This window comes from uncultured Caldilinea sp. (assembly GCF_937128415.1).
Classification (GTDB): domain Bacteria; phylum Chloroflexota; class Anaerolineae; order Caldilineales; family Caldilineaceae; genus Caldilinea.
This window is the reverse complement of the sequence record NZ_CAKZMJ010000067.1, coordinates 125093-139705: the sequence shown is the minus strand read 5'-3', so window position 1 is coordinate 139705 and position 14613 is coordinate 125093. Positions and strand designations below refer to the sequence as shown.

10 protein-coding genes are annotated in these 14613 nt (G+C 64.8%); all 10 read right to left on the bottom strand.

What is annotated here, in order from left to right; all coding sequences use genetic code 11:
• Nucleotides 1–58 precede the first annotated feature (58 nt).
• Nucleotides 59–1099, bottom strand: a complete 1041-nt coding sequence (locus Q0367_RS12150) for an alcohol dehydrogenase catalytic domain-containing protein (RefSeq protein ID WP_298982516.1) — start codon at nucleotides 1097–1099, stop codon at nucleotides 59–61.
• On the bottom strand, nucleotides 1096–2412 hold the full coding sequence (locus Q0367_RS12145; RefSeq protein ID WP_297640632.1) for an NAD(P)H-dependent oxidoreductase: 1317 nt from the start codon (nucleotides 2410–2412) through the stop codon (nucleotides 1096–1098). The genes Q0367_RS12150 and Q0367_RS12145 overlap by 4 nt, the downstream gene beginning before the upstream one ends.
• A 397-nt stretch (nucleotides 2413–2809) precedes the next feature.
• The gene (locus Q0367_RS12140; protein ID WP_298982514.1) at nucleotides 2810–4486 is read right to left on the bottom strand and encodes a hypothetical protein; all 1677 of its coding nucleotides are present in this window, start codon (nucleotides 4484–4486) and stop codon (nucleotides 2810–2812) included.
• 20 nt (nucleotides 4487–4506) lie between these two features.
• Nucleotides 4507–5475 (bottom strand): sugar-binding transcriptional regulator, encoded by a 969-nt coding sequence (locus Q0367_RS12135; protein WP_298982512.1) that lies wholly within the window; start codon nucleotides 5473–5475, stop codon nucleotides 4507–4509.
• A 216-nt stretch (nucleotides 5476–5691) separates the two neighbouring features.
• Nucleotides 5692–8163: an alpha-mannosidase gene (locus Q0367_RS12130; RefSeq protein WP_298982510.1), complete on the bottom strand. Its 2472-nt coding sequence runs from the start codon at nucleotides 8161–8163 to the stop codon at nucleotides 5692–5694.
• A gap of 20 nt (nucleotides 8164–8183) precedes the next feature.
• Entirely contained in the window at nucleotides 8184–9686 is a 1503-nt protein-coding gene (locus tag Q0367_RS12125) for a rhamnulokinase family protein (RefSeq protein WP_298982508.1), read from the bottom strand.
• On the bottom strand, nucleotides 9686–10504 hold the full coding sequence (locus tag Q0367_RS12120; RefSeq protein WP_297640652.1) for a DeoR/GlpR family DNA-binding transcription regulator: 819 nt from the start codon (nucleotides 10502–10504) through the stop codon (nucleotides 9686–9688). Before Q0367_RS12120 ends, Q0367_RS12125 begins: the two co-directional genes overlap by 1 nt.
• A gap of 90 nt (nucleotides 10505–10594) precedes the next feature.
• Entirely contained in the window at nucleotides 10595–11857 is a 1263-nt protein-coding gene (locus tag Q0367_RS12115) for a hypothetical protein (RefSeq protein WP_298982505.1), read from the bottom strand.
• Nucleotides 11858–11988: 131 nt separating this feature from the next.
• Nucleotides 11989–12780, bottom strand: coding sequence for a sorbitol-6-phosphate dehydrogenase (gene srlD / locus Q0367_RS12110; RefSeq protein ID WP_297640659.1), 792 nt, complete (start codon nucleotides 12778–12780; stop codon nucleotides 11989–11991).
• Nucleotides 12781–12894: 114 nt separating this feature from the next.
• On the bottom strand, nucleotides 12895–14598 hold the full coding sequence (locus Q0367_RS12105) for an alcohol dehydrogenase catalytic domain-containing protein (RefSeq protein WP_297640661.1): 1704 nt from the start codon (nucleotides 14596–14598) through the stop codon (nucleotides 12895–12897).
• Between the last annotated feature and the right edge of the window lie 15 nt (nucleotides 14599–14613).

Genomic DNA, 14613 nt, shown 5'->3' with positions numbered 1-14613 from the left:
ATTTCCGGTCTTTCATAAACATCTTTCGTAGACGATGAATGCAGCGCCATGGCAGGTCTCATGGCTCGAACACCGCCTTCAACACTTTGCCTTCCAGCGCCATCGTTGCGCCGCGCACGAATTCTTGCAAGGGGAAGCGATGGGTAATTAGCTTGTCCGCCGCAATGCGGCCCGAGGCCACCAGGTGGACGGCCAGTCGGTAGTGGCGCGGCGCAAAGATGGTCGTTCCGATCAGGTGCAGGGCGTTGTAGTGCACGAGGTTCATGTCGACGCCTGGCTTGCTGTCGTCCTTGGGCAGCCCGCCAAAGAGCAGGATGCGTCCGCCTTTGCGCGCCATCTCCACCGCCTGCACCACGGCGACCGGCGCCGGCGTGGCGGTGACGATGATATCAGCGCCTTTGCCGCCCGTCAGCCGCCGCACTTCGGCGACGAGATCAACCTGCGACGCGTCGAGGACGGCGTCCGGCGCGAAGGGCTCGGTCAGCTTCAGCCGCTCTGCGTTGACGTCGGCGATAAAGACTTTCTCCGCCCCTCGCAGTCGCGCCAGCGCCGCGTGGATGCAACCGATCGGGCCGGCGCCGATGATCATCACGACGTCGCCCAGTCCCACCGCTCCCTTCTCCTGGGCGTTCAGACAGGAGGAGATCGGTTCGGCGACGGCGGCGTGCGCCGGCTCGACGTCCGGCGGCACCGACTCGATTACGCCCAGCCGCACCGCCTCCGCCGGCACGGCCATCTGCTCGGCGAAGCCGCCCGGCCACGCCTGGGCGATCTCTCGATAGTTCTCACAAAGCTCGAAGCGACCGTCGCGACAGAAATCGCACTGACCGCAGTAGACCACCGGCCCCATGCTGACCAACTCCCCACGGCGCCAGGGGCCGCTGTAGCCCGGCCCGGTCTCCGCCACGACGCCGCAGATCTCATGGCCGATCGTCCACGGGAAGGTCACCTTGCGATGGCCGCTGCGCAGCGTGCGCAGATCGGAGCCGCATAGCCCGCACGCCTTGACTTCGAGCAGCAACCCTCCCGCCGGCGCCTCTGGCGCAGGGACCTCCTCCACGTCGAACGCCATGGGCGCTCGCACAACAACCGCTTTCATAACAGTCGCTCCTGCATCTGTCGCAGCGTGTAGATCAATGCATCGGCGTCTGGGGCGAAGTTCTCCTGCGTCAGCAATTCGCCCTTGGCGACATCCCGGGTGACGCGGCCGCCCGGCGTCAGGCCCATGGGAACGCCGCGCAGCGCCAGCGCTTCTTCGCGCGTGTAGATGCGACCGAAGAAGTCGGCGCTGCCGATGCCGCCGACGACCTCGCCGGCCTTGAGGTCGCGCTTGGCCACGCTCACCACCTCCGCCACCATGCGCTGCGGCTTCAAGACCGCCTCGCCGTAGATCACCGCCTCCGCCACCGCCTGCGGCGTCTCGATGCTGCAGAGGTGATAGGGACGATAGAGCGTGTAATAGGGGCCGTCGCCCATCGAATAGAACTGAAGGTCGCCGCGAATATGGGGATCCGGCGTGGTGATGACGGCGAAGACGCCGGGCGCCACCTTGCCGGTCGAATAGTCCACGCAGCCGCGGCGGCTCAGGATGCCGCCGTCCTCCTGCGGAACCAGCACTTTGTTGAGATTGGGCACATCCACGGCGGCGCCATGCGCCCCCGGCACGTCGGGAACAAGGCCCGTTGCGTTCGCTATGGCCGCCAGCTCAACCATCGTTTTCGTGCCGTCTTTGAAGGCCGCCAGCATCTTGGGGTTCATCTTCTTGCGCCGGGCCTCCTCTGCGCAGCTTTCCGGCGTGGCGTAGTGATCGATGGGGTTGTTTTTGCCCTTGCCCAGGCAGATGACCTCGAAGCCGAGCGAGGCCGCGAAGTCGTAGAGTTGCTTGCATGCGCCTGGCTCGTCGCCGGTGGAAGCAGTGTAGACGCACCCCATCTGCTCTGCGAGCCGGCTCAGAATCAGGCCGACCGTCACGTCGGTCTCGACGTTGAGCATGACCACGTGTTTTTTGTGCAGAATGCTGTGCCAGGCCACCTGCGCGCCGACGTCGGCCACGCCGGTCGCCTCCACCACGGCGTCAAGGCTCTCCAGTTGAGGCAAGAGCAAAGCGTCTTGCGTGACGACGTAGCGGCCGCGGCGCAGCGCGTCCTCCGCCGCGCCGACCCGATCGGTGACGCAAATGGACGATTCCGGCACGCCCAGCCTCTGCAGCACCTGAAGGGGGCGCGCCAAGTCGATGTCGGCGATGACGAAGGTCTCCAGCCCCGCCATCTGGTGCGTGACGTGCACCATGCCCGACCCTTCCTGACCACAGCCGACCAAACCGACGCGAATAGGGCGGCCTTCCGCCTGACGTTGTTTGAGGTGATCGAAGAGTTGCATGAAGTCGAGTCCTTCTGCCTTGGGCGCGGTCATCGAGTCGCTCTCGACCGGCGCCAGATCGTTTGTTTGGCAAAGATCGGTTGGATGCGACCGTCAGTGGACGTTCGGCGCTGGCGGGCGCAAAGTGAAGCGATGAACCCAGGTCCATCGCCTTCGGTGTTGAATTTTTCAGGAAAATTGCTTATTTCTGCGGTGATCCTTTTGGTTTGTTCATATGAACGATACTGAACATATGACCAGAATTACAATAGCACGAAGATGTGCAAATGTCAAGTGTTCATTTTTGTTCATTTGTTCTCTGGATTAAGGATCAAGACGCTAGAGGTTGCAAGAGGACGCCGCCAGGTTCCGGCGGGGCGGCGTGTGCAAAGGCGCTGCGCCGGATGTAGTCAGGGTTTGGGATGCCTTTTGTCTTGATGTGCGGGAGGCGTTAGGGATGAAGCCCTCGATAAGCGCGCAGATGAACCAGGTGATTCACCGGCGTCCGAAAAGTCATCAACACGCGCACGTGTTCGGGCGCCGGTTCGGCTTCTCGCATGCGCCACATGCCGTGTGCGTAGGCGCCCGGCGCCAGGGAAATGACGTCGTTCCCATAGCGCATAGTCGCACCGTTTTGTTTGAGGAAGAGGACCTGGCCCGCACAAGGCCGAAAGCGAGCATCCGCACTCTCCCAGACGCCGCCGGGAGCAAAGTCAAAGGCGATCTGGGCGGCGACGCCGTCCAGCCCGCCGAGCGTCACCAAGTGCAGGTCAAAGCCGTAGCCGTTGCGGTCGTGGACTTCGGTGACGCGCAGGGTGCTGGTGATCGGGGGAAGGCGGCGCAAGGGTCGTTCATGGAGCGTCTCCTCCCAGCGTTCGGGAGGAACCGGTCGCCCCAGCGGCAGCTCGTAGCCGGGGCGGCGAGGATTGCGGCGCCCTTCGGAGCGCAAAGTTGCGCCCTGCGGGTCAACGATGAGGCTGTCGCCGATGAAGCGCCCGGTGAGACCGCCGAAGTAGGTGAAGCTGATCTTGACGCTGCTCAACTCGGCGGCGCCGTAGGTGACGCTCAACAGCCGGGTGGCGTCCCGGAACAGCGTGGCGCTGAGCAAGCCCCGGCGCACCCGCCAGAGACCGTTGAGCGGATAGAGATGGACGTAATCCTCTGGGATGCGGCCCGCTGCGGCGGGCGGGTCGCCGCCTTTGAGCAGGGCGTAGGTCAGCCAGGGCAGGTGACCGGCGCAATGGGCGCCTTGCGCCTCCGTTTGGCTCCAGAGAAATTGGGCGGCCTCCACGAATTCTGGCCGGGGATGCATGCGGTGGGCGAGCAGGTAACAGGAGGCGAGGCCAAGCGGGACATCCCGCGTCCCGTAATCCTGACGGCGAGAGAGGCCGGTCTCCGCCGTCCCGTCGGCGTGAAGCAGATACAGGTCAAAGGTCAGGTTGCGGATCGCCGCCTCCAGGGCTGCGGGCGCATCCCAGTGCTCGGCGATGAAAAGCAGGGAGCGGTCGACGATCGCATCGTACACGCCTACGCTGCGTTCGATGAAGGCGCCCTCCGGGTCGATGTCGATGCCTTCGGCCAGATAGGCCTCCACGGCGGCCTTCACGTCCAGGTCCGGATAAAGGGCTTTGGCCTGAACCAGCGCCGAGACCATCACCCAGCGATGGTTGGGCGTATGAAAGCCGCCGGTGACGATGCCTCCCACGGCGCGGCGGATGAAAGTCTCTAGCATCTGGAGCAGCTCGCTCCAGGCTGAGCTTTGCACTCCGAAAGTGCGGGCGAGCTCCACCACAGTGCACAGCTTTTGAACGGCGAAGCTGGCGTCCGGGGCGGAGTCATAGTTGACCGAGAGAAGGTCGATGAGCCCGCTCTCTCGTTGCACGCGGTTAATAAACGCAGCCGCAGCCGTCGCCCGCGCCAGATGCTCCTGGCTGGTCGGATCTGCGAGGGCGAGATAGGCGCCGCTCACCACAAACTCGACGGCGGAGTGGACGTCGGGCAGGTCGTACTCCGGGTTGACCAGCGCGCCGTAGTCCGGATGGTTCCGGTCGGTGATCTGGGTCCATCCCAGGTTGGCTACAGAGTCGGCCAGGCGCGGCAAAACGTTGGCGAGGGTGAGGGAAGACACCGCCGACCTCCGGTTGGCTCTTATGCTTGAAGTTGGAGCGCTGGCGCCGGCTCTTTTTCCTCCAGCAGTCGTGCGGCGGTGATCTCGTCGGTGATCAGCACGTTGACCAGGTGGCCGCGCACGGCGCCGCGGATGACGTCGTACTTGCCCTCGCCGCCGGCCACGCCCACCACGCGCGGAATGCGCTTGATCTGCTCCAGGTCCAGGCCGATGATGCGGTCGTTGATGGGGTGGTCGACGGGTTGGCCGTTCTCGTCAAAGAAGCGCAGCGCAATGTCGCCCACTGCACCCATCGCCTTCAGCTCCGCCAGCTCCTGCTCGCTGAGGATGCCCGTCTGCATCACCACGGAGCCGGGCGCAGGCGCGCCGATGCCCACGACGGCGAGGTCGGCGCGCGCAGCCAGCGCCAGCGTCTCGGCGATGTTGGCGTCCTCCAACAGCGCATCGCGCACAATTTTGCTGGAGACGATGCCGGGCGCAGGCAGCAGGCGCATGCGCGCGCCGAGCGTCTGCGCCATGCGGATGGTCAGGTCGGCGCCGTAGGTTTCGGACTCCAGCCGGCCCAGGCCGCCCAACATCTGCACCACGCGCAGGTCCGGCAGATTCTGTGGGGCCAGGGCATCGATCAGGGCCAGGAGCGTCGTGCCCCAGCTCAGGTCGAGCACCTGCTGGTCTCCCAGAATGCGCGCCAGATAGGCGGCCCCGGCCACGCCGAGGCGTGGGACGACCTCGCTCTGCGCGTAGCCCGGCGTCGAGACGACGATCACCTCGTCGAGGCCATAGGCGGCCTCCAGCTCGCGCTCCAGATCACCAAAAGAGTCAGGCGGAGGCGTGATCGTGATCTGCACGACCCGGCTCTGCCGCGCCTGCTGCAGCAGCCGCGACACTTTGATGCGCGAGAGTCCAAAGCGCTTGCCGATCTGGTCTTGCGTCAGGCCATCTTCGTAATAAGCCTTGGCAATTTTGTAGAGGAGAGCGGCGTCGGTCACAGCAGCGATCCTTTTTTGTTCATATGAACGATATTGAACAAATGACCTGCGACTGCATTGTTGACAGCATAGTACGGAACGGAGGCGCTGTCAAGGCTCAGCGCTCCTTCAAAGGCGATCTTGCACATATTACTAAGCGGCGCCGGTTTGGCTAAATTCTCGTCCGCTTGGAAAGCGCATGATTCAGCGCCTTCAGATCGGAGGGCGACGCCTGTTCTATGCAGAATGCTCGGTGCGCTCCAGCATGTCACAGGGGTGCATCTGCCACCGGCCTTCTCGCCGTGTCAGCCGCAGGGTGAGAACCTGGAACGGGGACCATTCCAGCGGAAAAGATTGATCCAACCAGAGCAGCGAGCCCCTGCCTCCGCGGCCATGAACGTCGGCCAGACGCACGATGTAACCGTCGCCATCCTCCGCCGGCTTGCAGGCGGTCATCTCGATGTCGTCGCTGTCCACTCTGGCCAGGCCGGCCCGGCGCGGCAAGTCGCCGGGGTGGGCGTGCATCGTGACAAGCAGCGGCGGCATGTTGAGCCTCCGCGCCCGCTGGACGATCTCCGTTTCCCGCCAGTCGCCCACATGGGGGCGCAGCACGACCGTAAATTCCTGGCTGCCCCGATCCACCCAGTCATATCGTTGCCGGGCGCCAAACGGATGCGGCTCATGATAGGCGTAGGGCGTACAGCGCAGGATCGTCAAGCGCAGGGTGCTGCCGCTGACGTCGCAGCCGTATTTCCCATCGTTGAGCAGCGCCAGACCGATCGTTTCTCCGGTCGCCGTTGGGCCGCTGACGTCCAGCCACATGTGCGTGGGAACTTCATGGCCGTCGCATGGACGCTCCAGCCAGCCAAATGGAACATCGTGCACGGCTTTCGGCGCTGCGGTGTTGACGTCGCAGGCCAGCTTGAGCAGGCGCCATGGCTCCAGCCACACCAGCCAGTTGCGAATGGTGAGCGCGCGCTCGCCGCTGCACAGCAGAATCTGCTGTTGCCACAAGTTGGCGCCGTAACTGCGCTCGACCAGCAGCGACGCCCGGAGAGGACCGCGTTCGCCGATTGTGATTCTGGCGTTCCCAAACGTCCCTGTGGCTGCGCCGTAGCGCCGAACGCCGTGTGACCACGTGTCGCTGTGGTCCTCGATCACTTCCCCGACGTTCCATCCACCCGGCCCCACCAGCTCCAGTCCAGAACGTTTGTCGATGCAAGAGATGATGTTGCCGCTGCGCGGGTCCAGGCGCACGGCCAGCAGCTCGTTCTCCATCTCCGTCTCCGTCACGCGCAGGGCAGTGACGGGGGCGCTTGCGCGCGGCAGTCCTGGTGCAAAGCGAAAAAGGCGATAACCGAAAGCGGGCAGCGTCGTAGCGAAGAGCAGGCGGCGAATCTTGCCGTTGGCTTCGCTGAGCGCTTCGAGCGGGTCGATGTTCTGATACGTCACCGGCTGACCTGAATCGTCCACCAGGCCCCAGCCGTGTTCATCCCAGTCCTGCCACTCCGTCCAGGGTTCATATTCCAGGTAGGTGGACGCGGGCTGGCAGGCGGGATTGAAGGCCACGACCGTGGCGCCTGGCCCGCTGGCGTCGATGCGATTGGCGACTGCACGGGCGGCGTCGTCGGCCAGGGCGTCGGCGGCTGCGACCACCCCGCCCAACTCGGCGATGGCGTCATCCGCCGCCGCCTTGATCGAGGTGCCGCCCAAGGTGTCATGGAATTGGTTGAAGGCGAGCGTATGCCACAGTTCATTCAGCCTGGCCTGGGGTGCGGGTGCATCCGCCCACAGGTTGGCCATGACGGCGAGGCGCTCGGCCAGCAGCAACCTGTTCTCAGCCCGGCGATGGGCGCGCTTGAGCGCACTGTTGACGGAATAGCAGCCGACGGCGTGATATTGCAGCTCATCGGCTACGGTGGGCAGCGATTCCGCCTGGGCGCGGATGGCGTCGAAGTACAGCTCGGGTCCGCTGAAGCGAATGTCGAGCGCAGGTTCACCGGCGCGGTGTTTTGCCGCCAGGGCGATCACATTCTCGATCTGCTCCCGGGTTGGCCCGCCGCCGTGATTGCCTACGCCGAAAAAGCACATCGTTGCGTCGAGCTGGGCGGGCTTGGCGGCTACGGCGGCCAGAATGTGCGCTTCCTGGTCAGCCGTCCGGGTGGTGTAGGAATTGGTGATCCGAAAGGCGAGGATGCGGCTGCCGTCTGGACCCTGCCACCAGAAGACACTGGCCGGCAGCGTCTTCTCATGCGGGCCGGGGCGCATGAAGACGTAGCTATCGAAGCCGCACCCGCGGAGGATCTGCGGCAGCGTGCCGGCGTGGCCAAACGAGTCGACGCAATAGGCGACGGTCGGCTCAACGCCAAGCCGGCTGCGCATATACTTCTTGCCGAGCAGCGCCTGGCGTACAAACGACTCCCCACAAGGCAGGTTCATGTCGGGCTGGACGACCATGCCGTTGACGACGTGCCAGCGCCCTTCAGCGATGGCGCGCCTCACTTGTGCAAACAGATTGGGGTTCTCGGCTTCGATCCAGGCATAGACCTGCGACTCGCCGCGCGTAAAGTGAAAGTCCGGATATTCAGCGAGTCGATCGATGGCGGACTGGCTGGTGCTCAACGCCTCCGCGCGACCTTCGGTCCAACGCCAGAGCCACACCGGGTCGAGATGGGCCTGGCCGATCATGTGCACGGTGATGGTCGACATGTCAGGACCGGCTGTTTCCCTCAATTCGCCAGCGCCAAAAAGCGCGCGTACGCCTCATCCCAACCTGCGTCGCGCCGCGGCTCGAAGGTCTCCTGCTCGATCGAGGCGGCGATGGCGGCGCGCCCCTCGCGCACGCCGGCGAGGTGGCCGGTCGCCACGGCCTGCATCATGATCACGCCGAGGGCTGCGGCCTCCACCGGGCCGGTGACGACGGTGCGACCACAGGCATCCGCCGTGAACTGGTTGAGCAGGCGGTTCTGGCTGCCGCCGCCGACGACGCGGATCACGCGGATCTGGCGGCCATCCCCGCGGCCGGCCGAGGCCAGAATCTCCTCCAGCGCCTCCACCACCCAGCGGTAGCGCAGCGCCAGGCTCTCCAGGCAGCAGCGCACCACCTCGCCGACGCTCTGCGGGACAGGCTGCCCTGTGCGTTGACAGAAGGCCCGGATCGTGTCCACCATGTTAGAGGGCTCGAAGAAATCCGGCGCGTCCGGGTTGACCAACGAACGGAAGGCCGGCGCTTCCTCCGCAGCCGCCAGCAGCTCGGCCCAGGTGTAGGAGCGTCCTTCGCGTTCCCATTGCCGCCGCGCCTCCTGTAGGAGCCAGAGGCCGGTGATGTTCTTGAGCAGGCGAATTTTGCCGTCGACGCCGCCCTCGTTGGTGAAGTTGAGCGCCAGCGTCTTTTCGTTGATAATCGGCTCATCCACCTCCACGCCCATCAGGCTCCAGGTGCCGCTGCTCAGATAGGCGCTGTGCGCGTCGAGTCCGGGGATGGCCGCCACCGCGCTGCCGGTGTCGTGAGAGGCCACGGCGATGACCGGAGGCGCATTCTTCAGGCCGGTCGCCTTCACCACCTCGGGCCGAAGCGGGCCGATCACGGCGCCGGGCTGCACAATTTCAGGCAGGATGTGCGTGGGCAGGTCAAGGCGGCGCAGCAGGTCGCGCGCCCAGGCGCGCGTGGCGGCGTCGAGCATCTGCGAGGTCGAGGCGATCGTGTACTCCGCAATCTGATGGCCCGTCAGCCAGTAGTGGAAGAGGTCGGGCATCATGAGCAGCCGGGCGGCGCAGTCGAGCTGAGGATCGCGCTCCAGCCGCATGCTATACAGCTGGATCAGCGTGTTCAGTTGCAGAAATTGCAGGCCGGTGACCTCGAAAATTTCGCGGCGCGGGACCACCTCGAAGACTTTTTCCATGACGCCGGCGGTGCGGCTGTCGCGATAGTGCACAGGATTGCCCAACAGCCGACCCGCCGAGTCGAGCAGCCCATAGTCCACGCCCCAGGTGTCAAGGCCAATGCCGGCCAAAGGCTCTGCATGCGTCGCGGCGTAGCGCGCAATGCCGGCGTTGACTTCGCGCCAGAGCGCCAGCGCGTCCCAATACAGTCGGTCTAGCACTTGCGTCGGCCCGTTCTCGAAGCGATGCAAGACTTCCAGGTCGAAACGGCTGCCGTCCCACCTGCCCAACAGGACGCGGCCGTTCGAGGCGCCCAGGTCTGCAGCCAGAAAGTTCGCTGTCGCTGCCATCACACATACTCCGTCGGAATTTGTGCGGCTTCGAGGGCGCGCCGCATGTCTTCAGGCAATTTGTCGTCGACGATCAGAAGATCGATCTCTTCCGGCAACAACGAAGTGGCGACGTACACTTCGCCGAACTTGGCGTGATCGATCATGGCAATTTTGCGCGCCGCGGTCTCGGCCATGGCGCGTTTCATCTGCGCCTCGCGCAGATCGGACTCCATCATGCCGTGCTCTGGGGTGAAGCCGCGGCAGCTCAGGAAGGCGATGTCCACGTGCAGGCGGCGCAGCAGCTTCGGGCTGAGCGTATCGACCAGGCTGCTGGTGCGTCGGCGCAGGATGCCGCCTACGACGATCGTAGTGACGTCGGGCGCAAAGCTCAGCTCCAACGCAGCATAGAGGCCGGTCGTGATCACGGTGAGATTCTGCATGTCGCGCAGCAGCCGGATCATCTGAAAGACGGTGGTGCTGCCGTCGACGAAGATGGTCTGACCAGGTTGGATCAACTCGACGGCCTTGCTGGCGATGCGTCGCTTTTCCTCCAGGTTAATCTGTTGTCGCGCGGCGAAGCGCAGCTCCAATTGCCCGCGACCGGAGACGACGGCGCCTCCGCGCACGCGCGTCAGGTAGCCCTGTTCTTCCAACTGTTGCAGGTCTTTGCGCGTCGTCACCTCGGAGACGCCGAGCAGACGGCTCAGCTCGCCGACGGTGACTTCATCTTGCTCGCGCAACACCTGGATGATGCGTTCACGGCGCTCCTCGCTGGAGAGGTTATGCGCTCCGGATTCTTCATGGGGACGACTGGGGAGTTCTTCTGCTTCGCTCATTCCTCAAGCTCCTCTTCTGCTTTGTCTCCGTTGTATCTTTCTTTGATGCTTTTGGACGCAAGGCAATAAAAAACGGTCGAAGTAAAAGAATTATACCAGCTTTGGAAAATTTTGTTGTATCCACATTTGCAGGCGTTGAGAGGCTTCTGCAATGAGATGGAGCACCTTCCGTTCCTCTTTCGCATCAGGGGGAGTGGACCGCCGCCACAGTGCAATCAGATAGGCCTCCGTCTGCGTCGGTGGAACGTTGAGCCAGAGCAGCGCCGCAGCCGCGCCCAGCGCGTAGCGGCGTGGGATGACGTCCGCAGCCAGCGCCCGCCGCATGGCGCCGATCAGCCGATCGTCCCAGCCCAGCTTGCGTTCCGGGTCGCGGCCCACGCGCGCAACAGCGTCGCGCACGAAGGGATTGAGCATGCGCGTGATCAGGTCATTCACGTAAGCGCGCATTCCTTCCGGCGTGAACAGCGGGTCGACGCCCGTAAAACGAGCGCACAAAGGAGCGCCCGACTCCTCCAGCATGGCGCTGCGCACGAATTCGAGGACGTCGGGGCGACTGCGCAGCTCGTCCATGCGGCGAAAGCCGAGCGCGTGCGCCAGGTAGGCCGCCAAGGCGTGGCCGGCGTTGTGGCAGTACAATTTGGCCTCGGCGAAGGGCGCCAGGTCCGGCTTTTCGATGAAGACCTCGATCCCCCGCCGAAAGGATGACCAGAGGGGATCGTCGGGAGGACGCTGAATCTGCGAGATGTAGATGCGGTTGAACGCTTCGACCAGAAACGCCCGTTGCAACCCTGGCGCGATAGGGCGCAAGTCTTCCGTCTCTTCCGGCGCGCCGCTCATCTTCCCGATGATCGTGTTGAGAAACTGCGCCCGTCGCAGCGCTGCATCCCGTCGACCGGCGGGCAGCGCCGCCGTCACCGCCTCGGCCAGCAGCTCGGCGGCGCGCGTGTGATTCTCCGCCGCGTAGACTACGGCCGGCGGGGCGTCGATTTCGACTTTGCGCAGCAGCCCCTCGGCCAGGATGGAAGCGACGCTGGCTTCGCCGTCCGTCGCATAGTGGGCGACGCTCGGCAACGCCGTCGCCATTTCGCCGGCGACGGCCACAGCCTCCACCAGTCGCCTGCGATCGGCGGGGTCGGCGGGGTTGTACATCTCCACCGGCGCCACGCTCAGCGCGCTGATGTGATCGGCGTGGCCGATGTTGACGGTGAAGCTCCCCGCCCGACGCACTGCGGCGACGACATCGGGAAGCACTTCGGCGACGACCAGGCGCTCGAAGTTCCCCGACGCAAACGCCTCGGTGAGGAACAGCCCGGCTTGTATTGGGCCAAATCCAAATCCAACGAACGTGCTCATCGGTGCGGCGCGGCCTCCATGAGAGGTAGGCTTTGGGTCGATTGCATTCCTGGCGGGTGGCGAGATCAGACAAGCCTGGCCACAGAGCGCCGGGCAATGCTCACCGGTTCAACAAGAAGCGAGCCGCCGACCTATCGCATTTCCTGGCCGCCGGTCACGTTGATCGCCTGGCCGGTCATGTAGCTGGCCTGATCTGAGGCGAGAAAGACCACCACGTTGGCGACGTCGTCGTAGGTGCAGCCGCGCTTCAGCGGCACCTGTTCGATGTAGCGTTGGCGCACCTCTTCTTCCGGGATGCCGAGGCGCTTGCTGTACTGGCTGTAGAGCGACTCCACCCACAGCGGCGAGTCGAGCAGGTTGCCCGGGCAGACGGCGTTGACGCGTACGCCGTGCTCGGCAAGCTCCAGCGCCAGGCTTTGCGTCAGCCCGATGCCGCCGAATTTGCTGGCGGAGTAGGCGCTGTTTTTATAGCTGCCCTTCTTGCCCGACTTGGAGTTGATCTGAATGATGACGCCGCTGCGCTGCCGCTTCATCACGATGGCGGCGTATTTGGCGCAGAGGAAGTAGCCGGTCAGGTTGACGTCGATGACCAGCTGCCAGTCGCGCAGGCTCAGCTCGTCGATGGCGCCGGAGCGCACAATGCCGGCATTGGCGACCAGGATGTCCAGCCGGCCGAAGGTCTCGACCGTCTTGTCGACCATGGCGCGCACCTGCTCCTCGTTGGTAACGTCGGCGGCCAGCGACAACGTGCGTCGACCCGTCTGCTGCGCAATGTCTGCGGCCGTCTGCGCCGCGCGCTCGCCGTTGATGTCGGCGACCACGACGTCGCACCCCTCGCGCGCCAGCCGCAGCGAGAGCGCAGCGCCCAGTCCTTGCGCTGCGCCGGTGACCAATGCGATGCGATCTTGCAATAACTGTGTCATAAAGGAAAGACCTCTGTATCTTCTGGCGACGGAATGCGTGTTTCGGCGTGCACCACGCAACCCGAAACACGCAACACGAAACACGCAACCCGAAACACGTGCCGCGCATCTCGCTCAAAGCATCAGTCGCAGCAACTCTTCTTCCGCTTCCTTGGTCCACATGCCGTCGGCGTCGAGTTTGGCGGCGACGGAGGGCAACACCTTGTGCAGCTCGCCGAGCGGCGTCAACGGCAGCGGCTTGCTGAGGTTGGGGTAGATGACCACCTTGCCCGCAAAGCGCCCTTCGGCCACGGCGCGCAGCCCCTCGGCGACGCCCTCCAGCCCGGCGATGGCCGCCACCGAGTGGTTGGTGGGCAACTGCTGGCTTTCGACCAGGTCGCGCATGCGGCGCAGGTCCTCGATCGAGGAGCCGCTGGTGCCGGTGTAGCGCACCCCGCGCTGCGCCACCGGGTTGAGGTCGAGCTTGACCATCGTGCCGCGCGCCAGGCCGGCGAAGACGTTGATGACGGCGCCCGCAGCGGTCAGCATCGAGGCCTGTTGCACCGCTTCGGTCGAAGGCGCCATGATGACGATGTCGTCGTAGCCTTCGCCGTCGCTCTCAGCGCGCATGCGCTCCAGAAAGGCCTCGTCGTCCGCGAATTCATCGCGCGAGAGGAAGACGAGCTTCACGCCCATCTCTGCGGCGAGCCGCGTAAACTGCTTGCGCACCGGCTCCATGCGCGCGCGGTGGAGATTGGTCGCTACGATCTTGGCCGGCCGCTCCGGCATCGACAGCGCGCGCAGCAAGTGCATCTGCCCCATCGGCCCGGCTGCACCCAAAATCCAGCAGCGACCGCCTGCTTTCAACTGCGTGCGCACCGGCGCATAGGCCGTCGAAAGATCGGGCGCATCCGAGCCGACCACCAGCAGATGATCGTAGTGCATGCGCCCGATGTCCACCGCCACCGGCCGATCCAGCGGCTGGTCGAGCACGAGATTGAAGATGGCTCCATTCGCCAGCCGTCCGAAGATGCGTTCGCACAACGCAGCGTCGTGCCCCAAGACCACAATGTCGTCGTATCGGGTTACGCCGTCGTCGCCTTCCTGCACGGCGACGCCGTGGGTGCGCGCCCAGGCGCGCACCGTTTCGGCGAAGGCGAAGTCGCTCACGTCGAGCACGACTTTCGCCGGTCGCCACTCCGCTGCTTTGCCCAGCTCCACCCCACGGCCATCGCCGACCAGCCAGACCGTCCCGCCTTCCCGCCAGCTTGTGCGATAGGTCACCGTGTAGGACGCTTCCACGCACGCCCACGGCTCACAGAGCGCCACCTCGGCGTAGCCGTCGTCCGGCTTGACCGGCACCAGGTAGTTGCCGTGGTCGCCGTTGAGCACGCGCCAGTCGATGATGCTGTATTTCGAGAAGCCGCCCTGCAGCTCGTAGCCGTAGGCGTAGGGCTTGCCGCCGATGTAGATGTCCGCCTGCACGATGAAGCGGTCGCCCGGTTTGTACTGGTCGCGCAGGTTCTCGCCCACGTCCACCACCGTCAGCGCCACCTCATGGCCGAGCACGACGGGTTGCTCTTTCATGCTGCGGTGAATGCGCGGGTGCTTTTCGCCGGCGCGGATGACCTTGATGTCGGAGAAGCAGATGCCGACCGCGTCGTGGCGCACCAGCAGCTCATCGGGGCCGGGCTTGGGCATGGGCAGGTCGATGGGACCGCCGTCCTTGCCGAGGTTCTCCCACCCTGCGCCGTAGAGCGGCCATAGCCGGTTCGTCTCGGGCGGGGGCGCTTCCGCCTTGCGGTATTGCTCCAGTTTTTGTTCGCCTTCGTTGTTCATCTCGACTGTCCTTCC

Bases quoted from the DNA above. Each gene is read 5' to 3' on its own strand.
- Q0367_RS12150 (WP_298982516.1), bottom strand. From the start codon at position 1,099: ATGAAAGCGGTTGTTGTGCGAGCGCCCATGGCGTTCGACGTGGAGGAG.
- Q0367_RS12115 (WP_298982505.1), bottom strand. From the start codon at position 11,857: ATGAGCACGTTCGTTGGATTTGGATTTGGCCCAATACAAGCCGGGCTG.
- Q0367_RS12105 (WP_297640661.1), bottom strand. From the start codon at position 14,598: ATGAACAACGAAGGCGAACAAAAACTGGAGCAATACCGCAAGGCGGAA.
- srlD (WP_297640659.1), bottom strand. From the start codon at position 12,780: ATGACACAGTTATTGCAAGATCGCATCGCATTGGTCACCGGCGCAGCG.
- Q0367_RS12120 (WP_297640652.1), bottom strand. From the start codon at position 10,504: ATGAGCGAAGCAGAAGAACTCCCCAGTCGTCCCCATGAAGAATCCGGA.
- Q0367_RS12125 (WP_298982508.1), bottom strand. From the start codon at position 9,686: ATGGCAGCGACAGCGAACTTTCTGGCTGCAGACCTGGGCGCCTCGAAC.
- Q0367_RS12145 (WP_297640632.1), bottom strand. From the start codon at position 2,412: ATGACCGCGCCCAAGGCAGAAGGACTCGACTTCATGCAACTCTTCGAT.
- Q0367_RS12130 (WP_298982510.1), bottom strand. From the start codon at position 8,163: ATGTCGACCATCACCGTGCACATGATCGGCCAGGCCCATCTCGACCCG.